22 protein-coding genes are annotated in these 21885 nt (G+C 60.4%); 12 read left to right on the top strand and 10 right to left on the bottom strand.

What is annotated here, in order from left to right; translation table 11 throughout:
• The first annotated feature begins 113 nt into the window (after positions 1-113).
• Positions 114-743, top strand: a complete 630-nt coding sequence (locus ACIX9_RS02140) for an Nmad2 family putative nucleotide modification protein (RefSeq protein WP_013578828.1) — start codon at positions 114-116, stop codon at positions 741-743.
• Between the two features lie 10 nt (positions 744-753).
• Here the strand turns inward: ACIX9_RS02140 and ACIX9_RS02135 are convergent, their stop codons facing one another.
• The 4 genes from ACIX9_RS02135 to ACIX9_RS02120 all read right to left on the bottom strand — a co-directional run bounded on the left by ACIX9_RS02135 (position 754) and on the right by ACIX9_RS02120 (position 4633).
• Positions 754-1662 (bottom strand): proline iminopeptidase-family hydrolase, encoded by a 909-nt coding sequence (locus ACIX9_RS02135; RefSeq protein ID WP_013578827.1) that lies wholly within the window; start codon positions 1660-1662, stop codon positions 754-756.
• A 77-nt stretch (positions 1663-1739) separates the two neighbouring features.
• Positions 1740-2933, bottom strand: a complete 1194-nt coding sequence (locus ACIX9_RS02130; protein ID WP_013578826.1) for a zinc-dependent alcohol dehydrogenase — start codon at positions 2931-2933, stop codon at positions 1740-1742.
• Positions 2934-3000: 67 nt separating this feature from the next.
• Complete coding sequence (locus tag ACIX9_RS23385; protein WP_157477225.1) at positions 3001-3681, bottom strand: SRPBCC family protein; 681 nt, start codon at positions 3679-3681, stop codon at positions 3001-3003.
• Between the two features lie 148 nt (positions 3682-3829).
• Entirely contained in the window at positions 3830-4633 is an 804-nt protein-coding gene (locus ACIX9_RS02120; RefSeq protein WP_013578824.1) for a helix-turn-helix domain-containing protein, read from the bottom strand.
• A 141-nt stretch (positions 4634-4774) separates the two neighbouring features.
• On the opposite strand from ACIX9_RS02120, the gene ACIX9_RS02115 reads away from it, so the two are divergent.
• From ACIX9_RS02115 to ACIX9_RS02100, 4 genes are all read left to right on the top strand, one after another.
• Positions 4775-5944: a fibronectin type III domain-containing protein gene (locus tag ACIX9_RS02115; RefSeq protein ID WP_013578823.1), complete on the top strand. Its 1170-nt coding sequence runs from the start codon at positions 4775-4777 to the stop codon at positions 5942-5944.
• A 92-nt stretch (positions 5945-6036) separates the two neighbouring features.
• Complete coding sequence (locus ACIX9_RS02110) at positions 6037-7029, top strand: transaldolase (protein ID WP_013578822.1); 993 nt, start codon at positions 6037-6039, stop codon at positions 7027-7029.
• 234 nt (positions 7030-7263) lie between these two features.
• Positions 7264-7446 (top strand): hypothetical protein, encoded by a 183-nt coding sequence (locus ACIX9_RS02105; protein ID WP_013578821.1) that lies wholly within the window; start codon positions 7264-7266, stop codon positions 7444-7446.
• A gap of 442 nt (positions 7447-7888) precedes the next feature.
• A complete protein-coding gene (locus ACIX9_RS02100; RefSeq protein ID WP_013578820.1) occupies positions 7889-9448 on the top strand; it encodes a tannase/feruloyl esterase family alpha/beta hydrolase in 1560 nt (519 codons plus the stop codon).
• A 6-nt stretch (positions 9449-9454) separates the two neighbouring features.
• On the opposite strand, the gene ACIX9_RS02095 is transcribed toward ACIX9_RS02100, so the two are convergent.
• Positions 9455-10105 (bottom strand): TetR/AcrR family transcriptional regulator, encoded by a 651-nt coding sequence (locus ACIX9_RS02095; RefSeq protein ID WP_013578819.1) that lies wholly within the window; start codon positions 10103-10105, stop codon positions 9455-9457.
• A 59-nt stretch (positions 10106-10164) separates the two neighbouring features.
• Between ACIX9_RS02095 and ACIX9_RS02090 the strand changes: the two genes are divergently transcribed.
• Positions 10165-12021, top strand: coding sequence for a S9 family peptidase (locus ACIX9_RS02090; protein ID WP_013578818.1), 1857 nt, complete (start codon positions 10165-10167; stop codon positions 12019-12021).
• Between the two features lie 115 nt (positions 12022-12136).
• Here ACIX9_RS02090 and ACIX9_RS02085 read toward each other — a convergent pair whose 3' ends face one another.
• A complete protein-coding gene (locus ACIX9_RS02085; RefSeq protein ID WP_013578817.1) occupies positions 12137-13036 on the bottom strand; it encodes a polysaccharide deacetylase family protein in 900 nt (299 codons plus the stop codon).
• Between the two features lie 94 nt (positions 13037-13130).
• Here ACIX9_RS02085 and ACIX9_RS27260 point away from each other — a divergent pair, with 94 nt between their 5' ends.
• From ACIX9_RS27260 to ACIX9_RS02075, 3 genes are all read left to right on the top strand, one after another.
• Positions 13131-15161, top strand: coding sequence for a fused MFS/spermidine synthase (locus tag ACIX9_RS27260; protein ID WP_013578816.1), 2031 nt, complete (start codon positions 13131-13133; stop codon positions 15159-15161).
• A 290-nt stretch (positions 15162-15451) separates the two neighbouring features.
• Positions 15452-15745 (top strand): hypothetical protein, encoded by a 294-nt coding sequence (locus tag ACIX9_RS25540; protein ID WP_157477223.1) that lies wholly within the window; start codon positions 15452-15454, stop codon positions 15743-15745.
• A gap of 36 nt (positions 15746-15781) precedes the next feature.
• Entirely contained in the window at positions 15782-16363 is a 582-nt protein-coding gene (locus tag ACIX9_RS02075) for a hypothetical protein (protein WP_013578815.1), read from the top strand.
• 27 nt (positions 16364-16390) lie between these two features.
• Here ACIX9_RS02075 and ACIX9_RS02070 read toward each other — a convergent pair whose 3' ends face one another.
• Entirely contained in the window at positions 16391-17035 is a 645-nt protein-coding gene (locus ACIX9_RS02070; protein ID WP_013578814.1) for a Fic/DOC family protein, read from the bottom strand.
• A 4-nt stretch (positions 17036-17039) separates the two neighbouring features.
• Complete coding sequence (locus ACIX9_RS02065; RefSeq protein WP_013578813.1) at positions 17040-17348, bottom strand: hypothetical protein; 309 nt, start codon at positions 17346-17348, stop codon at positions 17040-17042.
• A gap of 300 nt (positions 17349-17648) precedes the next feature.
• Between ACIX9_RS02065 and rpsD the strand changes: the two genes are divergently transcribed.
• The 3 genes from rpsD to ACIX9_RS02050 all read left to right on the top strand — a co-directional run bounded on the left by rpsD (position 17649) and on the right by ACIX9_RS02050 (position 20157).
• Positions 17649-18272 carry a 30S ribosomal protein S4 gene (gene rpsD, locus ACIX9_RS02060; protein WP_013578812.1) on the top strand — a complete coding sequence of 208 codons (624 nt, stop codon included), beginning with the start codon at positions 17649-17651 and terminating at the stop codon, positions 18270-18272.
• Positions 18273-18274: 2 nt separating this feature from the next.
• Positions 18275-18511 (top strand): hypothetical protein, encoded by a 237-nt coding sequence (locus ACIX9_RS02055; RefSeq protein WP_013578811.1) that lies wholly within the window; start codon positions 18275-18277, stop codon positions 18509-18511.
• Positions 18512-18750: 239 nt separating this feature from the next.
• Positions 18751-20157 carry a DNA polymerase domain-containing protein gene (locus ACIX9_RS02050; protein WP_013578810.1) on the top strand — a complete coding sequence of 469 codons (1407 nt, stop codon included), beginning with the start codon at positions 18751-18753 and terminating at the stop codon, positions 20155-20157.
• A gap of 86 nt (positions 20158-20243) precedes the next feature.
• Here ACIX9_RS02050 and ACIX9_RS02045 read toward each other — a convergent pair whose 3' ends face one another.
• Both ACIX9_RS02045 and ACIX9_RS02040 read right to left on the bottom strand, forming a co-directional pair.
• Positions 20244-21320, bottom strand: a complete 1077-nt coding sequence (locus ACIX9_RS02045) for an ATP-dependent DNA ligase (RefSeq protein WP_041596895.1) — start codon at positions 21318-21320, stop codon at positions 20244-20246.
• Complete coding sequence (locus tag ACIX9_RS02040) at positions 21317-21649, bottom strand: hypothetical protein (RefSeq protein WP_013578808.1); 333 nt, start codon at positions 21647-21649, stop codon at positions 21317-21319. The genes ACIX9_RS02045 and ACIX9_RS02040 overlap by 4 nt, the downstream gene beginning before the upstream one ends.
• Positions 21650-21885: the final 236 nt, after the last annotated feature.

The following is a 21885-nucleotide window of genomic DNA, read 5'->3' as shown; positions in this document are numbered from 1 at the left end:
GCGTATGAGTCGCCAACAAATCGCACTTCGGCCCGCGCCTGGACAATGGGTTTGCGATCCTACCCCCAGAAGCAGCAAGCCTCCGACCAGCAGCCAGCGTCTAAGCCAGCAACATGCCCCGCACCTACCTCTACAAGCTCACCTCAGACCGCGGCGGCGCACCCTGCGCCATCCAACCCGCACCCGGCGAAGACCCTCTTCTCACCCTCGCCATCTGCAAGCCAGCTATCCGCCGCACTGCCCAGCCCGGCGACCGCATCCTCGGCATCACCAGCCACTCCCTCGCCCACTCCGACGGCTACCCCCTCGGCGCAGTCATCTACGCCGCCATCGTGCGCGAGGGCCTCGACGCCCGCGACTACTTCACCCCCGACCACACCCATCGCCCCGACTGCATCTACCAGTTCCACCAGCACAACGGCACCGCCAGCCACAACGCCCGCAGCCGTCTCCACGCCGCGCCGGAGCATCTCCTCAAAGACCTCGGCACCTACCCGTTCTACCGCAATGGCCGCATCCTCCTCAGCCATGACTTCCGCTACTTCGGCCCCGCGGCCGTGAGGATCCCTGCGCGCCTACATCTCCTCACGCAAGCCGCAGAAGCCTTAGGCCAGGGCCACCGCGTCTACACGGATCGAGACCCCGAATCCAAAGAAGCCGACGCCCTCTTCCGCCATCTCTGGAAGCGCCCCACCGCCTACACCTCCACCCAGGTCGACTCAGACGCATACGAAAAACACTAGCCGACAGGCACTAAAGCGACCGCAGAAACTTCAGCAGCCCCTCAAAGTAAACCGCCTGGTCATCCCACATCGCCAGATGGCTTCCATTCGGGCAATGCAGATGCTCTCCCTTCGGCATCAACTCCGCCATCTTCTTCAGATCCGCCGGGTCCATCGTGTCATGCGCCGCGCCAATCGTCAGCGTCCGCACCCCAATCTCGTGCAGCCGATCCCAGCTCTCCCAATCCTTGAAGTTCCCCGTCACCACAAACTCGCTCTTGCCCTGCATCTCGTTATAGATCGCCAGGTTCGCATCCCGAAACGCCCTCGTCACAGGCTCCGGCCAAGGCTTGGTCCGGCAGATCGTCTGCGGGTAAAGCTCCTCCATCATGATCCGCTGGTACTCAGCCGAGTCGTAGTCCTCCACCGCCTCCAGCCTCTCCAACTCCACCCTCGACTCCGCCGAAAGCAAGCCCTTCAAATAATCCAGCCGCCCCAGGTAAGCCTGTATCCCCGCCGTCATATTGGAGATCACCATCCCCCGCAGATGATGCTGATATTTCAGCGCATACTCAATCGAAAGCATCCCACCCCAGCTCTGCCCATAAAGCACAAAGTAGTCCAACCCCAACCCCACCCGCACCTCTTCCACCTCTTCGCGATACTGATCCCGCGTCCATAACGACACATCATCCGGCTTGTCCGAGTTGCCGCACCCCAGCTGATCGTAGTAATACATCTCGATCCCGGCCTCAGGCAGAAACGACTCCATCGCCTCCAGGTACTGATGCGTGAACCCCGGCCCGCCATGCAGCAGCAGCACCTTCAAAGGCCCGCTCCCCATGCGCTTGGTCCACACCTTGTACTTCCCACCCCGCACCGGAATCATCTTGATCCCAGCCACCCGTATCCCCGCCGGATTCAGCAAGTCATCGCTCATCCCAGCAGTGTATCGCCAGCACAAAGTAAAAGGGGCGACACCGGAATCCGGCACCGCCCCTGTTTTTCCTGCCGCGACTAAGCGATCACGTCCTGCCAGGGATCAATCACAATCTTCGTGACAGCATCTTCCTTATCCCGCCACATCTTGAACGCATCCGGAACCTGCTCAATGCCAATCCGGTGCGAGATCAAAAATGAAGGATCGATCTTCCCATCCTCCACGAACTTCAGCAGCGGAGCCAGGTACTTGTGCATGTCCGTCTGTCCCATACCCATCTTCACGCCCTTGCCAAACGCCGCGCCGAAGTTCACCTTATCCAACACACCGCCATACACGCCCGGGATGGAAAGCGTACCGCCCTTACGCACCGCCTGAATCGCCTGCCGCAGCACAAACGGACGGTCCGTCTCCAGCCCCACTGCCTGCTTCACCGAGTCGTACTTGCCAACGAAAGTATTGGAATGCGCCTCCATCCCCACCGCGTCAATGCAGCTATCCGGGCCGATGCCGCCGGTCAGATCGCGCAACGCCTCCACCACGATCACGTCGTCCTGCGTGTAGTCGATCGTGGTCGCCCCGCAGTACTCCCTCGCCAGCTTCAGCCGCTCGGGATAACGGTCGATCGCAATCACCTTTCCCGCCCCCAGCATGTAAGCGGAAGCGATCGCAAACAGCCCTACCGGCCCGCAGCCCCACACCGCAACCGTATCGCCCGGCTCGATGTTGGCGTTCACCGCCCCTTGGTATCCGGTCGGATAAATGTCAGACAGAAATAACACCTTCTCATCCGGAAGGTCGTTCTCGATCTTGATCGGCCCCACATCCGCAAACGGCACTCGCGCATACTGTGCCTGCCCACCTGCATACCCGCCGTATATATGCGAGTACCCAAACAACGCCGACCCCGAGTACCCGTACATCTCCTCCGCAATATGCGCGTTCGGATTCGAGTTATCACAAAGAGACCAGTTGTCCTTCTTGCAAAACAAACAGCTACCGCAAGCGATCGTAAACGGCACCACCACGCGGTCCCCACGCTTCAGCTTCTTGACCTCGCTCCCCACCTCTTCCACGATCCCCATGAACTCATGCCCCAGGATGTCGCCCGACTCCATCGTAGGAATGTACCCGTCATAGAGGTGTAGGTCGCTCCCGCAAATCGCCGTCCGTGTAATCCGAATCACCGCATCCTGCGGATTGATAATCTCAGGATCTTTCACCGTCTGTATCTCGATCTTCTGTTTCCCCATCCAGCAAACTGCCTTCATCTCAACTCTCCAATCCCGTTTAGAACGCACTCGCATCGCCTGACAACTGATCACAGAGAACTGACGACTACTCCTTCGCCGTCAAAGGCCCTTCACTCGTCCCAGGCGGCGTAGGGTTCGTCTCTCCATACATCCACTCCTTGATCCCGCCAGACATTCCCCGAGGCCCATGCGCCTGCCCCTTCACCGAGGGAATCTCGCCCGCCTCCGCCATCTGCTTGAAGTGCCGCAGATCCTCGATCACCGTCTGCTTCGGCCCACGCTTCGCCACACTCGCCGCAAAGCTCGCCAGCGCACCCACCTTCACCCCCTGAATCAGCGTAACCACTGTCCCACGCCCATCCTTGCGAGCCTTGAACTCAACCGACCCACTCTGCTCCACCTCCCCGCCAGTCGACTTCCAGGCAATCTTCTGTCCCGGAACATCCTCCGTAAGTTCACTGTCGAACTGAATGCGCTTCCCATCCGCATCCTCCGGATCGCCTATCACCCAATGGCTCGTCTTTCCCTCACCCGGAGTGACTGACACCACATGCTCCATCCAGAGCGGGTAGGACGTCTCATCCTTCCAGAGTTCATACAGCGCCTGCGGCTCCACCAGGATCGTCTGACGGGCATGCGCCCACTCCACGCCATCCTTGTTTCCCTTGGGCAGCGCGACATACAAGTCGCCCACCTGCTTCGCATCCGGCAACGGCGTAAAGCTCGTCCGCGCGCTGTTCACCGGGGCCTGCACATCCTCAGCCATGACTCTCTCCTTAGGTTCGGGAAACATCGCCCATCCCGAGACACCACCATGGATGTGCATTCCACCTCCCGCGTTTCCTTTGCCCAAACGCAAAACACCCGCTCAAAACTTGAGCGGGTGTTTTGCATTACCTTACTGAAAAGTTGTCCTACTGAGCCACCTTGCGCGATCCCATCACATCCGTGATCCTCGGCCCGTTCACTGAAGCTGCAGCCGCCGCACGAGTCCGCGCCGAGACAAACCCATTCGGCCGTCCCTGTTGCTGTCCGCCAACCGGCTGCTGCAGCGTCACAATCAAGGCCGTCGCAGAAGCGTCTCCGGTGCACTTGTAACTATGGATCGTCGTCGCATCGAAGTAGATCGCATCGCCCGCCTCAACATGATGCGTGACCTCGCCATGCTGCACATCCAACTGCCCCGTCAGCAGGTAAAGGAACTCGCAACCGACATGCTGATGCGCCCGCGGCTCACGATCGTTCTTCCCCGCCAGAAACTCCGCAAAGTACGGGTCGAGCTGCCGGTCAGGCACCATGTACCCCAGGCTCTCGAAGAAGTACGCCGGGTCGGTTACCCCCGTCTGCGGCAGCCGCACACGGTCCTTCGCACGATGCACCCGGAACAGCGTCTGCGGCTCCGGCTCAAAGAAGAAGTTCAGGTCCTTGGAGAACACCATCGCGATGCGCGCCAGATTTCTGAGCGTAGGCACCACCCGACCCGTCTCCAACTGCGAAAGAAAGCTAGCTGAAAGACCCGTATGCCGTCCCAGCTCCACCAGCCCCATCGACTTCTTCAACCGCAGATACTTGATCCGCTCACCGATGCGCTTCTCCGCGATAAACGACTCCGCAGCCTCGCCATCCACCTGGATAGCAGAGTTATCCGCCTGCGGTTCAGGAAGCGGGTTGATGGGAGCCAAAGATTCAGGAACAGGAAATTCAGTCTTGAGAGACATATTTTTCACCTGCTCAACAGATGTTGAAGCGTCATGAAAAGATGCCCGCTTTCTACGAGGACCCAAGTCTTTTCTCCAAATCGGGACGCCGTTGAGAATTCAGCCTCACCTCTAAATCCTACGAATGCTAGCCTGAACTGGATGTCCCGTTCGCACTCCAAACTCCCGATTCTCCTCGCCGCCAACGCGCTTGCCCTGCTCACCCTCGGCTGCGCCAGCCCCGGCCCCCCGCAGCCCCCATCGCTGCAACTCCCCGCGCCCGCCACCGGCCTCGCCGCCCAGCGCTCCGGAGACCACGTCATCCTCACCTGGAACACCCCCACCACGACCACCGACAAGCAGACTATCCGCAAGCCCATCACCGCCGTCATCTGCCGAGAGGTCGTGGCCCATCCCCGCCCCGGCCCGGCCATCCCGCGCCCCGCCAGCACCCCCGCTCCCTGCACCCCGGTTGAGCGACTCCCCGTAGCCCCCGGCGAGTACCGCCACGTCCAGACCCTCCCCCCGGCTCTCCTCGTAGACCCGCCGCAGCTCCTGATCTATCGCATCCAGCTCCAGAATCCCCAGGGCCGATTCGCCCCGCCACCCCCGCAGGTCTACGCCGCCTCCGGCTCCGCCCCACCCCCCACCGGCTCCATCCACGTCCGCCCCGGCAGGGACGGCGCCGTCATCGAGTGGACCCCGCTCCCCACCACCACGTCCATGCAGCTCCACCGCACCCTCATCGCCGACGTCAAAGGCCCCATCACCCCCCCAGCCACCAAAAAGCCCAAAACCCGCTCCCCCCTCGGCGGCGGACCCGCCCCATCCACCCCGCCCAATCAGGCAACCCTCCGCTCTCCGGACTCCCCCACTGACCCCGGCGGCCTCCTCGACCCCACCGTCAAGCCCCTCGACACCTACACCTACACCGCCCAACGCATCCGCACCGTCACCCTTGGCCGCCACACCCTGGACCTCTTCGGCGAGCCATCTGCCCCCGTCACCCTCACCAATCGCGACACCTTCCCACCCCACGCCCCCACAGGCCTCGCCTCCGTCGCCGGCGGCGGCTTCAACTCACCACCCTCCATCGATCTCTCCTGGGAACCCAACACCGAGCACGACCTCCTCGGCTACAACCTCTATCGCGCCGAAACCCCCGCCGGCCCCTTCCGCAAGCTCAACGCCACCCCGCTCCCCGGCCCGTCCTACCGCGATCTGGCCGTTGAGCCCGGCCACCCGTACCTCTACCGCGTCACGTCCATCGATGAAACCGGAAACGAAAGCTCACCATCCGCCACCATCAAGGACACTCTCCCCGCCCGATAAACGCCACCATGACGCCATCCAATCCATTGCCGCATCCAATCCTTAACGTAGAAGAGATAAAATCACCGCAGCGCAACAACAGGAGCTAAAACGTGCCGAGCCTACTCGAACAACTGAAAACGATGACCACCGTAGTCGCTGACAGCGGCGACATCAACTCCATCAAGCAGTTCAAGCCCACCGACTCGACCACGAACCCATCCCTGATCGCAGCCGCCGCCGCGCTCCCCGAGTACCAGTCCATCGTCGACGACGTCCTCAAGACCGCCCAGAAGGAGCTCGGCTCCAACGCGGACGACAAGGAAGTCGCAGCCCACGCCTTCAAGACCCTCGCCGTAGCCTTCGGCCGCAAGATCCTCGATATCGTCCCCGGCCGTGTCTCCACGGAAGTCGACGCACGCCTCTCCTTCGACAAGGAGAAGACCATCGAGCAGGCCCACGACATCATCGCCCAGTACGATGCAGCCGGCATCGGCCGTGAGCGCGTCCTCATCAAGATCGCCAGCACCTGGGAAGGAATCAAGGCAGCCGAGCAGCTCGAGACCGAGGGCATCCACTGCAACCTGACTCTCCTCTTCGGTCTCCACCAGGCCATCGCCTGCGCGGAAGCCAAGGTCACCCTCATCTCGCCCTTCGTCGGTCGCATTCTTGACTGGTACAAGAAGGACACCGGCAAGGACTACACCGGCTCAGAAGACCCCGGCGTACAGTCCGTCACCACCATCTACAACTACTACAAGAAGTTCGGTTACAAGACCGTCGTCATGGGCGCGAGCTTCCGCAACATCGGTGAGATCACCGAGCTCGCCGGCTGCGACCTCCTCACCATCGCCCCCAAGCTCCTCGCCGAGCTCGAAGCCAGCCAGGACACCCTCACCAGGAAGCTTGACGCCTCAAAGTCCGCCTCCATGGACATCCAGAAGATCCCCATGGACAAGGAGACCTTCGAGAAGATGCACGCCGAGGACCGCATGGCTCACGACAAGCTCAAGGAAGGCATCGAAGGCTTCTCCAAGGCCCTCGAAGACCTCGAAAAGCTCCTCGCCAAGCGCCTCAGCGAGATCAAAGAACCCGTCAGCGCCTAAGCATCAGCACTGCAGCCCACGATGATCTCCGGACAAACTCCGCAGTCATCGTGGGGTTTTTCTTTAGCTCCACACTTAACCCTGGTCCCTTTGTTGTCATTCCCGAAGGGAATCTGCGTTTGCTGTTGCTGTTGCCGTCCGGATTAGAGGTGGGCTTCAGCCCACCGTCAACGGGCAAGGAAGGAGAGGCTTTAGCCCCGGGCACTCCAATTTCAATCCGAGGAACATATCGCAATGACAAATCCCGAGCACCAGCCGCAATTCAATCTCGAAGAAGACGCCAAGCTAAACGCGCTCCGGGAAGCCATCCTGAAAGGCGATGCCAGCGGTATCGCCACCGGCGACGTCTTTGCCGGTGTTCTGGCCTCGCTCCACCTGCAAGACCACCTCGACAGCCATGGTTCGGCACTCCTGTAAGCAGGCGAAATATACCTCAGATTTACGACACTAAAAATTGGACGAAGACTCAAAGAGGCCGCAGGGGATATATTCACCGCTGCATATAAGCTTCTTGACTCAGGGAGTCTAAGCGCAACTGGGTGGAAACACATTCGAGAAACCCTTGATTGGTACAACACTAACCTCCCCGCACCTCCGAAGAACTTCGTGGCTTCCTGCGCGATCTTTTGGTTCAGAACGAGCGCGAAAAAGAATATAACGCGCATGTGGGAGCTTGTGGCAATTCTGCGTGAGCATGACATTCCCGTGAGTGTTCATAAGTGCCGCCACTTGAGGAATATCTTCTAGCGTGATGAGTTGCAGGTTGCTGCGTACCCTTCATCAGAAGACGCAAAAGTCTCGGTGCAGTAGTAGCCCTTCATGCCCTTTTCGCTGTCGGTGATAGACTTCGCTCGACCCCATGCGATCCATCCTCATTCCTCTCGCTCTCCTCATCTCCTCCGCCGCCGCCCACGCAGCAACCTGCGCCAGCCTCGCCGCCCTCTCCCTGCCCGACACCACCATCACCCACGCAGAAGCCGTCCCACCCGGCCCCCTCAAGCCGCCCTACGGCGACCCCATCGCATCCCTCCCCGCCTTCTGCCGAGTCACCGGCATCCTCCGCCCCACACCTGACTCCGAAATTCGCTTCGAAGTTTGGCTCCCAGAAAAGGAAGCCCCCAAGGGCAAACCAGCCTGGAATCATCGCCTCCTCGACGTAGGCAACGGAGGCTTCGCCGGAACCATCGCCTACGGTCAGATGGCCAGCAACCTCCGCAAGGGCTACGCCACCGCAGGCACCGACACCGGCCACCAGGCCGAAGCCGAAGACGCAAGCTGGGCCTATCATCACCCGGAGAAGATCAAGGACTTCGGCTACCGTGCCCTGCACCTGACCACTCAGCGCGCCAAGACCATCCTCGCCGCCTACTACGGCGAGCCCCAGAAAAAAGCCTACTTCGACGCCTGCTCCGACGGCGGCCGCGAAGCCCTCATGGAGGCCCAGCGCTTCCCGGAAGACTACGACGGCATCCTCGCCGGTGCCCCCGCCAACAACTGGACTGGTCTCCTCTCCGCCGGCGTCGACGTCAGCCACACCGTCATCGCCCACCCCGAAGGCTACATCTCTTCCTTCAAGCTCCGAGCCATCAACACCGCTGTACTCAACGCCTGCGACGCACAGGACGGACTCAAGGACGGACTCCTCAACGACCCGCGCACCTGCCATTTCGATCCCGCCACCCTCCTCTGCAAGTCAGGCGACGAGCTCACCTGCCTCACCGCCCCCCAGGTCGCATCTCTCAGCAAGATCTACGCCGGCGGCCACGACTCCACCGGCAACCCCATCTTCCCCGGCCTCATGCCCGGCGGTGAAGCCGACTGGCGCGATTGGATCACCGGCGGCGGCCCCTCGGAGAGCCGTTACATGCTCAACTTCTTCCGCTACATGGTCTACGACGACCCCGCCTGGTCGCCCCTCGCCGCTGCAGTCGACGCCTCCGTCCGCACCGCCCACGAAAAGATGGCCGAGCCCCTCAACGCCACCAACCCGGATCTCGCCCCCTTCATCGCCCACGGCGGCAAGCTCCTCCTCTACCACGGCTGGAACGACCCGGCCATCTCCCCGCTCAACACCATCGCCTACTACCAGCAGGTCGTCGCCAAGGTAGGCCCCGCCCAGGCCGAAGCTGCCGTGAAGCTCTACATGGTGCCCGGCATGGGCCACTGTGCCGGCGGCCCCGGCCCCAGCGGCTTCGGCCAGATCGGCCTTCCCTCCCCCGGCGCAGGTGCAATCGATCAGCTTCAAGACTGGGTAGAGACCGGCAAAGCCCCCACCTCCATCATCGCCGCAAAGTACACCGCGGACAGAAAGATTCAGATGACCCGCCCCCTCTGCCCCTACCCACAGCTCGCCCAATACACAGGCAAAGGAAGCACCGAAGACAGCACCAACTTCACCTGCGCCGCACCACCCCAATAAAGCGCACTAACGTTCGACGACATCAGACCCTGAGTATCCGAGATATCCAAGAAAGCTCCGCGAGACCTCTGTCACAAAATCCTCGTCACTGAGCTGCGTCAACTCGTTCCACATGGAGACCTGCTCCAGCGCACGGACTTCGATCACGGTACCCATCGTGAGGAGCGCAAAGGTGATTGCTTTGCGTGGATCGGGATTCACTATCCGCTCGCGGTAGGCAAGGAGCCCGTCCGTGAGACGTTCGTAGCTGATCGAAATGCTCCGCAACGCCCTGGTCCGAAACTCTTCGTCCGAGTCTGACTCCACAAATCTCGTCAGAGCCCGCATAAGCCCCGGCTGCAACGTGAACTGCTGCAGCGTCAAGGAGACGATTCGATGAACATGAGCCTCTAGCGTCTGCCCACCGGAGTGCTCGTTCACGACATCCTGATCTGCCGCCCGTTCCAGCACATGCAGCAGAGCTACCCGGTAGAGTGCATCCCTGTCACGAAACCGTCGATAGACGCTCGCCGGCGCGATTTTCGCCACGCCTGCGATTCGGGCGATCGTCGCCCCCTCCAAGCCATGCTCTTCCAGGGTCGTGAGCGTAGCGGTGATCAGCCGCGCCAGTGTTTCGCGGCTCCGCTGCTGCTGCGGTTGGAGGAAGCCCTTTGTCATTTGGGGAGGATAGCTGATCCTTGCGCTGAAAGCGAATGCGATGGTACATTCGCATAACAATGAGCAACCCCCTGATCCCACCCATGATTCCCCGCTCCGTAATCTTCGACCACCCTCAGATGGACCACGCACAGCTCTCTCCCAACGGGAAGATGATCGCCTACCTCGCGCCCGCCGCTGGCAAGTTGAGTGTCTGGGTCAGGACCATCGGACAAGCAGACGATCGCGTCGTGGCGCAGGACCCGCGGCGTCCCATTCCCTGGGCTCAATGGCAGGGGGATGGGGAACACGTTCTTTATCTTCAGGATTCCGAGGGAGACGAAAACTATCACCTGTTCCGGGTGAATCTGCTGGGCGGCGAACCGCAGGATCTTACGCCGGGCAGCAATCTCCGGGCCCTTCCTCTAGCGCTTGACTATCAGTTTCCGAATGAAGGTCTGGTCACGCTGAATGCGCGTAACGCCCGCCTCATGGATGTGCATCGCCTTGACTTTGCTGCCAAGTCCAATACACTCGACACCGAAAATCCCGGTGATGTCCTCCTGTGGCTTGCCGACAATGAACTGCGGGTTCGCGCCGCAGTAGCACAGGTAGCCGATGGCAGTTTCGTCATCCGCGTGCGAGATGCGGACGGTTCAGACTGGAGACTTCTGGACGAGATCCCATTCGCCGATGGCAGGCCTCGCCTGGTTGCCTTTTCACCGGACAACCAGTGTCTCTATGTCATCACCGCGAAGGACGCCGATACCCACCGTCTCGTTCAATATGAGGTAAGCAGCGGAGCCGTCACAACGCTCTTTGAAGATCCGGAATATGACGTGGAGAGGGTTTACATCGAACCCGGCACGCGGAAGATCGGCGCTGTCGCCATCTTGCGGGAAAAGCTCGTTTGGACTGCGCTGTCCGTCTCGTGCGAAGCGGCTCTAAGGAGCTTCAAAGAATTGGACCCAGGCGAGTTCTCCTTCGTTGCTGGGACGGGGCGCGGAGACGCCCTGATCCTGCAATGTCAGGGCGACATCATACCGGACAAGTATTACCTTTACGATCTTGAGCAGCATTCCGCAAGTCTGCTCTTCCATACCCGGCCGAAGCTCCTGGACTACACGCTTGCCGCAATGAAACCGATCACATGTACGGCTCGAGACGGATTGCAACTCAGCGGCTACCTCACCTTGCCTGTCGGGATTGAGCCACACGGGCTGCCGACCGTGCTGTACGTACACGGCGGCCCCTGGCATCGCGATCGTTGGGGCTTTGATCCGGTCGTGCAATGGCTTGCCAATCGAGGCTATGCCGTCCTGCAGGTGAACTTCCGCGGTTCGACCGGCTATGGAAAAGCGTTCCTGAATGCAGGCAATCGCGAGTGGGCCGGAACCATGCGAACCGACTTGCTGGATGCACATGACTGGGCCATTGCAGAGGGCTATGCGGACCCGGAACGATTTGCGATCTTCGGCATGAGTTATGGCGGTTATGCCACGCTCACCGCGCTCGCCTGGACGCCGGACGCATTCTGCTGCGGCATCGATGTCGTCGGTCCTTCCGATCTGACGACGTTCATGGCTTCGATCCCCTCTTACTGGGAGCCGATGCGCAAGCTCCTGGAAGAACGCGTAGGCGACAATGACGACTTCCTGAAATCGCAGTCACCGCTCTACCGGGCTTCGGCGATTCGCGCGCCCCTCCTGATCGCCCAGGGCGCAAACGATCCCAGGGTGAAGAAGCGTGAAAGCGACCAGATCGTTGATGCGCTCCGCGAGTCGGGTACAGAGGTTGAGTACCTCGTGTACGAGAATGAGGGACATGGTCTCGCGCATCAGGAAAATCTTCACCACTTCGCTGGCGTAGCGGAGATGTTCTTAGCCCGCCACCTGGGTGGCCGGGCCGAAGCGCCACCAGATCTTCCTGGTCAATGAGACCGGCGCTTCTCAGCGAACGTGGTGAAATCAACGAAACCGTCAACAACAGGATGGAAACGACGACTGGCCGACGTACCGTCCGCTCGTCGTCCATCCTGATTCACCCAAACCCTCACCGGCACATCTTCTCCAGCTCCTTATCCGGCTTATGATTCGCCGGAAACCTAAGCTTCTTCTTCGCCATCATCAACTCCACCTGCGCCCCGCCCCCACGCACCCCGATATCCGGATCATCCGCATACGCCGGGTCCTTCTCAGCCTCCTCCAAACTGATAAAGCTGAATCCCCGAGCCCGGTAAAGCGCCAGCAGCTCCGGCAGCATCCGCGCATCGAACGCCCCAATATGCATCAGCAGAATGTACTTAACATCCCTCCCGTAAACCATCGCAGAAGCCTTCCGAAACACCCCGACATACTCATCCGCCGTCGCCAGGTAGCTGTCGTGCAGCCTCGTAATCGCAGCCTTATCTCCCTTAGCCGAGCAGCGAGCATAAGGGTCATTCCACAGGTAGTCCCCAAAGTCCATGTTCACCTCGGCGATCCTGTACCCATGCCCCGCCAGCCACCCCCGCACCGCCCGCCGCTTTTCCAGCGTCTCGCCCTCATACAGAAACGGGTACCGGAACCAATGCCAGTCCTGCCCATCCATATACTTCTTCAGCATCGGTTCGTTCTTCGCAATCTCCTGCTCAAACGCCCCCGCAGAAACCGCCTCCAGGCTCGGATGACTCCATGTATGGTTCCCCAGCGGCTGCCCCGCCGCCCGCCACGCCTTCAGCACCACCTCTTCCTTCGGCGTCGACGATACCCCAACTGCATTGATGAACCCATACACCGGCGGCATCTTCTCCGCCTCCAGCGTCTTCAAAATCGACTCCGCCACCTGCAGCCGCGTCTCATGCGGCGGCAGACTCCCATGCGCCGGCAGATCGTCGAACGTAATCGCCATCTGCTGCCCACTCGCAGCCCCCAAACAGATAAAGCCCAACAGCACCACAGCCCAACATCTCATCCCTCAACGATAACTCGCCGCTCACTCCGCTCAACCGGTGCGAAGATAATCCAGAACAATTCGCAGCCCCAACGCCGCACTGAAAGGCCCGCTCTTGACCTCTAACCGCCTCCTCTACGGCGTCACCATCTTCACCTCCGCCTTCCTCCTCTTCCTGGTCGAGCCCATGGCCGCCAAGGCCCTCCTCCCCATCCTCGGAGGCTCCTCCGCCGTCTGGATCACCTGCCTCGTCTTCTTCCAGACCATGCTCCTCGCCGGCTACCTCTACGCCCATTGGCTCAGCCGAGGCGGCCCCCGTCACCGCCTCGCCCACCTCATCCTCCTCGCCGCCGCCATCGTCGCCCTGGCCCTCGCCACCCACATCACCCCATCAGGCTCGTCCGCCCATCCCATCCTCACCATCTTCCGAACCCTCACCATCACCATCGGCCTCCCATTCCTGCTCCTCGCCTCCACCAGCCCCCTACTCCAGGTCTGGCTCTCCCGTCGCGAGAGCTCCACCGTCCCCTACCGCCTCTTCGCCCTCTCGAACCTCGGCTCCCTCCTCGGTCTCCTCGCCTACCCCATCCTCATCGAGCCCCACCTCACCCTCCGCGCCCAGCACGCCCTCTGGACCGCCGCCTTCACCCTCTTCGCCATCCTCTCCACCCTCATCACCACCCGCAGCCAATCCCCCACATCCACCCCAATCCAAAGCCCCACCTACATCCCCACCACCCCGAGAACCCGCCTCCTCTGGTTCCTCCTCCCCATGACCGCCGCCGTCCAGCTCGCCGCCGTCACCGCCCACCTCACCTCGAACGTCGCCGCCATCCCCCTCCTCTGGATGCTCCCCCTCGCCGCCTATCTCCTCTCCTTCATCCTCGCCTTCGAGACCCCCCGCCTCTACCAGCGCTCCATCATCCTCCGCGTCCTCGTCATCATGATCGCCTCGCTCGCCTGGCTCCTCACCAAGACCGACGTATCCCTCCCCATCGGCATCGCCATCCCCTTCTTCCTCATCGAGCTCTTCCTAGCCGCCTTCTTCGCCCACGCCGAAGCCCACAAAATACGCCCCAGCACCCCCCAGGAATCCACCCTGTTCTATCTCCTGGTAGCCGCCGGAGGAGTAGCCGGGACGTTCTTCGTCGGCATCCTCTCCCCGCTCCTCTTCCGCAGCAACTACGACCTCGCCCTGGCCTTCCTCCTCACCTCCGCCCTGGCCGCCTACATCACGTGGCGAGAAGCACCCGCCTATCGCATCCTCTGGTCCGCCGCCACCCTCGGCATGATCGCGCTGATCGTAGCTCTGCACATCGCCTACGCCCGCCAGGCCCTCTTCCAGGGCCGCAACTTCTACGGCACCCTCCGCGTCCTGCGCGAGTCCTCCCCCGCCGGCCCCGTCCGCATGCTCATGAACGGCACCATCCAGCACGGCACCCAAATCCTCGACCGCCCCGACCTGGAAACCACCCCCACCACCTACTACGCCGAAGACTCCGGAGCAGGCCTCGCCATCCGCAGCATTCCCACCGACCACCCGCGCAACATAGGAGTCATAGGCCTCGGCGTAGGCACCCTCGCCGCCTACGGCACCCCCGCATACGGCGGCCGCCCCGGCGACCACATCCACTTCTACGAGATCAACCCCCTCGTCAAACCCATCGCGAGCTACTGGTTCTGGTACATGCGCAACACCCAGGCCCAGGTCGCCATCACAGAAGGCGACGGCCGCGCCTCCCTCCACGCCGCCCCACCCCAGCACTTTGACGTCCTCGTCATCGACGCCTTCTCCGGCGACGCCATCCCCCTCCACCTCCTCACCATAGAGGCCATGCAGGAGTACCGCCGCCACCTCGCCCCCGGCGGCGTCCTCGCCTTCCACGTCTCCAACCAGTACCTGAATCTAGCTCCCGAAATCGCCGCCCTGGCCCAGGCCGTCAACATGACCCCTCGCCGCATAGAAAGCCCCGCCCAACCCCAGCGCGGCGAATACCTAGCCACCTGGGTCCTGGCCGCCGACACCCCCACCTACTTCGACCAACCCCTCCTAGCCACCCACACCACCCCCATCGCCACCACCCTCAAACCCTGGACCGACGACTACTCCGCCCTGCTCCCCGTAGTCGAATGGGGCTACCGCTAGAACCGGAGCAAGCTCACCCACACCAAGGGGGGTCATTCAGAGCGAAGCGAAGAATCTCAGTAGCGGCTGTTGCAGTTGCAGTCGAATTACCCCGCGTACACTCCACTCCCCATCACAACCGTCATTCTGCCCCGCAGGGGGAGAATCTCCGTAGTTGCATTTGCGGTTTGTTATTGCAGCGTCAGTTTGTCTTCACAGACCTACTTAGGAAGTTGGGCAGCTAAGCATTCCATTAATCTTTTTATTTACAGGTCTTTTATTGATAAAATATTCTCAACAAGGAGAATGTGGTGAAGAAGACAGAAGCCAAAATTCTCGCGACGGGTTCACCGGGCAATCTCCCGCACCCTGATTACTGCAAGCCTCGTTGCTATAACGGTAAAAAGCTTAGAGGAAAGAAAAAATGCGAATGCAAAAGGTGCAAAGGGAAAGCACATGGACTTGGGTATAAGAATGCACTGGCTCAAGGATTTCTTCCGCACTCTATGGTCGGCTGGCACAAAATACCACCTGATCAAGGATCGCTTTTCGATCAGAAGATAGGAACTGACGAGAAGCTTGAGCGAACCCCAGTATCGGCATAATCTCACGTACGATCAGTCTCGTCAAAGGTTCTTCCTATGAGCAAAACACCGTCATATATTGATCGGAGTTCATTGCCCGCATCATTTCCGACGAACTCACATTCACCTATATTTTGGGAACAATTGGGGCGAACCATAGCTACTTTTGGTTTTTTAGAAGAAATCCTTGGGAAGGCTATTTTTGTTCTCACAGGAACCCGAAGCTATGGTGAATCTGAGATCGAAGACGCATTTGAAAATTGGACTATCGTTCTTGAGAAAGCACTAAGCGACACTCTAAAACCCCTTGCTAAAACATATGGCCAGGCCCTCAAAAGCCATCATGACCCAACGCCCCAAAATATTGATGGGCTAATCCAAAAAATCGAAGATGCGGCTGACATTCGCAATATCTTATGTCATGCCTCATGGCACATTCCGGATGCTGATGGAAGATCATTGCCGTTCTTTGTCAATCGAAGAAAAGAGGTGGTCACGATGAAGTTGAATACTCTCGGATTGCTCCAAATACAGGAGAAAGTCGTTGAACTCGCTTGCGACGTTATCGACACGATCACACAAATGGGTTTCCAGTTCCCCGGCAGCGGTGGAATTGGTGAAAAGCTGTGGCCCTTATAGTGCTGATGCGCATCACTACTCACCCACCTACAGTTGAAACCTCACCCGCAACCGCCGTGCAGTCATCTCCGCCGTAAGCGCACCCGCCCGCACATACGGCAGAATAAGCTGATCCATAATCCCTTTGCCCGGCTGCAACAACTCATCAGTAAGCCTATCCAGAAACTCCCTCTTATCAATGTCCTCCCAGACCACATAGAATCCAGCCCTCCGAGTAAGCTCCGCAAACACCGTCAGAATCGTCCGTCCATTGCCCTCAAGAAACGGATGCGAGTGAGCCAGATACCCAAACACCTCACCAGCTTGAGCGCGAAGATACTTCACATCCTGCCCAAGCCGCAACGCATACTCAGCAGCAAGCCTGCACTCCGCCGGATGCGAGAAGAGGTTGTTATAACCACCCTTGGCAATCGCAATCGTCGGAGCTGTAGCAAAGCGGTCTTGCCCAGCCCAAGGATAGAGAGCAAGGAAAAGCCGGCGATGCGTCTCCAGAACATCTTCGTATCGAAGCACGGAGATACGCCGAAGATGCCTGGTCGCCCCAAGCACCTCCTCCCGAAAAGATGCAGTCTCAAGGTGGCCGACACGCTCCAGGTCATGTAGACCGTAGACATTCCGCAGATAGCCAGCACTCTCATAGTCCCCAAACGGGTCGAGGATCGAAAGTTCCATCTGTCTACCCGAGGTAGTGAACTTGGAGAAGGCCTCGTTGGAACGAGCTGATCACCCCAGCCCTGCTCAACTCCACCAGCAATTCTTCCACGGGATCGAGATCGACCACACCATCAGACAGCCGCGAAACCGCCTTGATGAAAGCATCATTCGGCCTGGGACGAACACGAATCCCGCGCTCCTTGGCCACCGTGTCCGCCCACTGCGCAATCGCCGCCGCATCGTTCCCGGCAACCTCGCGAATCTGCTCATCCGAGAAATCCGGCTCGCGAAACGACGCCTTCGCACTTCTCTCCGCAGTCGCGACGCCCATGAGCACCTCTCCCCTCTATTTTATCGGCCCACACCGCAAACCCCTAACAAATCTCGAACCGGAACAAGCCTAAAATAACAACATTCGCCAGCCTCAAGCTGCCGATCTCGAGAGCCCCGCGGCGCTTCGCCAAAAAGACAGCCGCAGGGCTCTTCTGTTTAACCTCCCGCCACTCCCCACAAAACACTTGCACTCAATCTAGGACCAAAGTAGTCTTATTTCAACAACCAGAGTTCCAAACGGTCTGTCTTTTGGCGAAGCGCCCGTTCGGAACTGAGATCGACAAACTGAGGTGTACAGGTGAGCAACAGAACCAAATTCAAGATGCAGCGCGCCCTCGGGCTCGAGCTTCCCGGACTCGGCAAGCCCGGAGCCCTCGAAAAGCGAAACTTCCCTCCCGGCCAGCACGGCCAGACCACAACCCGCCGCAAGCTGACCCAATACGCAGTCCAACTCCGTGAAAAGCAGAAGCTCCTCTTCCACTACGGCCTCCGCGAAGAGCAGTTGCGCCGCTTCGTCCGCACCGCACGCGGCATGAACTCCTCCAACTGGATTGAATCCCTCATCGCCCTCCTGGAACTGCGCCTGGACAACGTCGTCTTCCGCCTCGGCTTCGCACGCAGCATCGCGGCGGCACGCCAGTTGGTCAGCCACGGCCACGTCCTGGTCAATGGCAAGATCATGACCATCGGCAGCGCCACCCTGCGCTCCGGCACCTTCGTCCGCCTTACCGACTACGCCGCCGGAGCCATGACCGAGGCCGCCCGCAACGCACCCCGCCTGCCCCTGCCCAGCTACCTCCAGTTCGCCCTCGAAGGCGTCAACGACCACGGCGTAGTCCGCATGATCCCCACCCCCGAGCACGTCCCCTTCGAATTCAACCCTCGGCAGGTCGCCGAGTACTACGCAAAACGAGGAGTCTAACCATGGCCGATACCGAATCAGGAGCTCTCACTCTCGCAAAGCACGAAGGTCTAGGCAGCGTCACCGTCTGCAACTGTGGCGTAGTCAGCCTCCACATCGGAGGAGTCACCGTCCGCCTCGAAATGGCCGCCTTCGCCGGCCTCGAAAGCATGGTCCACAAAGCCATGAACGAGCTAAGCCTACAAGCCATCACCGCCCGCAGCACCCAACTCACCCCCATCAACACCTTCACGCATTAGTCGTTTTGAAAGGGCGGGGCTGTCTTGAAAGGGCAGGGCTTCAGCCCCGCCGCAAGATTCCCGATTGATCGCGGCTTTAGCCGCCGAGGGAATTTCTGAACCACCAAGACTTCGTCATTCTGGCGAATCCAGAACCTCCGTATTTGCTTTGGTCCTGGCTTCTCCCTCCATTGTTCGCCCGCCCAATAATCGCTGACCCGCCAATTGAATCTTCCGTCGGACGGCGATACTCTTCCCACGTGCCCAAACAAGACCCATTCGAGCTCCTCGAAGTAGAAGGCCACCAGGTCCGCATCACCAACCCGGACAAGCCCTACTTCACCCGCGAAACTAAGCTCTCCAAGATCGACATCGTCCGCTACTACCTCTCCGTAGCCCCCGGAGCCTTGCAAGGCATTCAAGACCGCCCCATCGTCCTCAAGCGCTTCGTCAACGGAGCCGAGCAGGAGCCCTTCTACCAGAAGCGAGCACCCTCAGACCTCCCCGCATATCTCCGCACCGCCACCCTATCCTTCCCCTCCGGCCGAACCGCGGAAGAGGTCGTCGTAGACACCGCACCCGGCCTCGCCTGGATCGCCAACCTCGGCTGCCTGGAACTCCACCCCCACCCCGTCCGCACCGGAGACCTTGATCATCCCGACGAGCTCCGCGTCGACCTCGACCCCGGCCCCGGCGTCGAATGGCCCGACGTAAAGGCCGTAGCCCTCGAAGTAGAAGCCGTCCTCAAGGAAAACAACCTCATCGGCTGGCCAAAAACCAGCGGCTCCCGGGGCATCCACATCAACGTCCGCATCCACCCCCAATGGACCTTCACAGAGGTCCGCCGCGCCGCCCTAGCCCTGGCCCGAGCCGTCGAACGCCGCGTCCCCACCCTCGCCACCTCCAAGTGGTGGAAGGAGGAGCGCCACGGCGTCTTCCTCGACTACAACCAGAACGCCAAAGATCGCACCACCTGCTCCGCCTACTCTGTCCGCCCGCTCCCCGACGCTCGCGTCTCCGCCCCGCTCTTCTGGCATGAGGTTCCGCAGGTAGAGCCCGCCGACTTCACCGTCCTCACCATGCCCACGCGCTTCGCCACCCTCGGCAACCCCCACGCCGAAATGGACGCCAACCCCGGCGGGCTCGAAGCCCTCCTCGAACTAGCCGCCCGAGACGAATCCGAAGGACTAGGCGACGCCCCCTGGCCCCCACACTTCTCCAAGCAGGAAGGGGAATCAAAGCGCGTAGCCCCCTCCAAGGCCAAAAGCTTCTCCAGCCAGATAAACGAAGGCTTCGGAGCCTACCGCTTCAAAAAGCAATCCAAAGCCGCCGAACCCGATCAATCTTCCGCTGATCCTTCAGCCGAAGCCAAGCCAGCCCGAAAAGCCCGGACCTCCAGGCACCCCCTCATCACCATCTCCCAATCCCCGGACAAAGCCGCAGCCGAAGCCGGCCTCGAACGCTGGAAGCTTCTTTATCCCATCGCCGCCGCCGCCCTCACCCCGGAAGACATCCTCGTAGACCGCATGCGAGGAGCCTCTTACGTCTGGTACCGCATCCGCGTGAACCTCAAAAACGTCCCCGAACCCGACCGCCCACCCCAGCAAACCCCAGATCCAGACGACGATCCCACTCGCGCCTGGAAAGACCAAGAGCCCCCAAAATAAAGTGCAGCCCATGATTGGCCCAAAGGCCGAGGTTCAGACCTAAGCCATATTGAATGAAGACTTTGGACCAAAACAGGGGGTAGGGGTCAAAGGGTCGATTCCCGAAAGATCTCCATCAACTCCTGCGCAGCCACCACCTCCAACTGAGCATACGTACAGTCCTTCGGTGCCTTATCCGTCCGCCACCGCCTGAACTGGCTCATATGCCGAAACCGCATCCCCTGCATATGCTCGTACGCCACCTCCACCACCAACACCGGCCGCAGCGCCACCCAGCTCAGGTCCTTGCTGCCCGTCCACCGGCTCTTCCCGCCCGGCATCCTTCCCTCGACATCCGCCTCCGCCCATCCCGCCCACGGATGCCCCTCCATAGCCCCTTCGCGATAAGGCGCGAGGAACTCCACAAGCTCCTTCCGCTTCGCCGCCGTAAAGCTGGCACAAACCCCCACATGCTGCAAAGCACCCGCGTCGTCATAGAGCCCCAGCAGCAGCGACCCCACCAGCGTCCCCGGCCCATCCTTGTGCCACCGAAACCCCGCGACCACGCAGTCGCAGTCCCGCTCATGCTTCACCTTCAGCATGACCCGCTTATCAGCCTGATACGTCCCGCCGAGCAGCTTGGCCATCACCCCATCCAGCCCCGCCCCCTCAAATCTTTCAAACCAATCCGAAGCCACCGCATGATCCTGAGTGGCGGGCGTGATGTGTACCGGCACCTTAGCCCCCGCGAGCACCTCTTCCAGCCGCTTGCGCCGCTCAGAAAACGGAGCCCCCGTAAGATCCTCATCCCCCACGCAAAGCAGATCGAAGAACACCACCGACGCCGGCGTCTGCTCCGCCAGCATCTTCACCCGAGAAGCCGCCGGATGCACCCTCAGTTGCAGAGCATCAAAGTCCAACCCGCCATCCCGCGCAATCACAATCTCTCCGTCGAGCACGCACCGCGGCGGCAACTCACGCAGCAGCGTCTCCACCACATCCGGAAAGTATCGGTTCAGCGGTTTGGTATCCCGGCTCTGCAGCAGGATCTCGTCCCCATCCCGAAACACCAGCACCCGAAACCCATCCCACTTCGGCTCGAACACCCACCCCTCACCCTCAGGGATCGCAGCCACCCGCTTCGCAAGCATAGGCAGCACCGGCGGCATCACAGGAAGATTCACGAAGCCTCTTGAAGCGCAACCTTTTCCCCGTTCACACCTGACCCGACTTCTTCAAATCCCAGCTCTTTTGCCGCTGCAAAAGCCGCATCATGAAGCTTCGCATTGGTCTGCAGGCAATCTGCCCAGGTATCGCTGTAATGGACCGTCATCTTCGCTTCAGTCAGAGACCAACCATAGATCTCCGCTGCGACCTTAATCGACTGCCCGACCCAAAGGCCATCCTGTCGCATCGCCATGAAAACCTCTTCCTGGCTTGCCCCAGCTTCCTTCAACTCCCGCGCCCGCTCGATGATCATCGGGTCAATAGGTGGTGCTGGATACCTCTTCATACCAACCTCCGAGTCACAGTAATCATACGCCCCGGCCTCGCGCCACCCGTCCGAAAAGCCACAACCGAACACCTGGCAAATCCTTGCTCCCGTGCCTCATCCATCAACGAGCGAAAGATCCTGAAAACTACGCCTGCACCAATCGGCAAGAACGAACCGGTCAATGGATAGAGTGTCAGTCCTTCAAAAACGATGGTCGTTCCTCGAACAAGAACCTTGCTCTGAACCCGCACGGG

It is taken from the genome of Granulicella tundricola MP5ACTX9, assembly GCF_000178975.2.
Classification (GTDB): Bacteria; Acidobacteriota; Terriglobia; order Terriglobales; family Acidobacteriaceae; genus Edaphobacter; species Edaphobacter tundricola.
This window is presented reverse-complemented; position numbering and strand designations above follow the sequence as displayed.

Bases quoted from the DNA above. Each gene is read 5' to 3' on its own strand.
- ACIX9_RS02140 (WP_013578828.1), top strand. From the start codon at position 114: ATGCCCCGCACCTACCTCTACAAGCTCACCTCAGACCGCGGCGGCGCA.
- ACIX9_RS02135 (WP_013578827.1), bottom strand. From the start codon at position 1,662: ATGAGCGATGACTTGCTGAATCCGGCGGGGATACGGGTGGCTGGGATC.
- ACIX9_RS02130 (WP_013578826.1), bottom strand. From the start codon at position 2,933: ATGAAGGCAGTTTGCTGGATGGGGAAACAGAAGATCGAGATACAGACG.
- ACIX9_RS23385 (WP_157477225.1), bottom strand. From the start codon at position 3,681: ATGGCTGAGGATGTGCAGGCCCCGGTGAACAGCGCGCGGACGAGCTTT.
- ACIX9_RS02120 (WP_013578824.1), bottom strand. From the start codon at position 4,633: ATGTCTCTCAAGACTGAATTTCCTGTTCCTGAATCTTTGGCTCCCATC.
- ACIX9_RS02115 (WP_013578823.1), top strand. From the start codon at position 4,775: ATGTCCCGTTCGCACTCCAAACTCCCGATTCTCCTCGCCGCCAACGCG.
- ACIX9_RS02105 (WP_013578821.1), top strand. From the start codon at position 7,264: ATGACAAATCCCGAGCACCAGCCGCAATTCAATCTCGAAGAAGACGCC.
- ACIX9_RS02100 (WP_013578820.1), top strand. From the start codon at position 7,889: ATGCGATCCATCCTCATTCCTCTCGCTCTCCTCATCTCCTCCGCCGCC.
- ACIX9_RS02095 (WP_013578819.1), bottom strand. From the start codon at position 10,105: ATGACAAAGGGCTTCCTCCAACCGCAGCAGCAGCGGAGCCGCGAAACA.
- ACIX9_RS02090 (WP_013578818.1), top strand. From the start codon at position 10,165: ATGAGCAACCCCCTGATCCCACCCATGATTCCCCGCTCCGTAATCTTC.
- ACIX9_RS02085 (WP_013578817.1), bottom strand. From the start codon at position 13,036: ATGAGATGTTGGGCTGTGGTGCTGTTGGGCTTTATCTGTTTGGGGGCT.
- ACIX9_RS02075 (WP_013578815.1), top strand. From the start codon at position 15,782: ATGAGCAAAACACCGTCATATATTGATCGGAGTTCATTGCCCGCATCA.
- ACIX9_RS02070 (WP_013578814.1), bottom strand. From the start codon at position 17,035: ATGGAACTTTCGATCCTCGACCCGTTTGGGGACTATGAGAGTGCTGGC.
- ACIX9_RS02065 (WP_013578813.1), bottom strand. From the start codon at position 17,348: ATGGGCGTCGCGACTGCGGAGAGAAGTGCGAAGGCGTCGTTTCGCGAG.
- ACIX9_RS02055 (WP_013578811.1), top strand. From the start codon at position 18,275: ATGGCCGATACCGAATCAGGAGCTCTCACTCTCGCAAAGCACGAAGGT.
- ACIX9_RS02040 (WP_013578808.1), bottom strand. From the start codon at position 21,649: ATGAAGAGGTATCCAGCACCACCTATTGACCCGATGATCATCGAGCGG.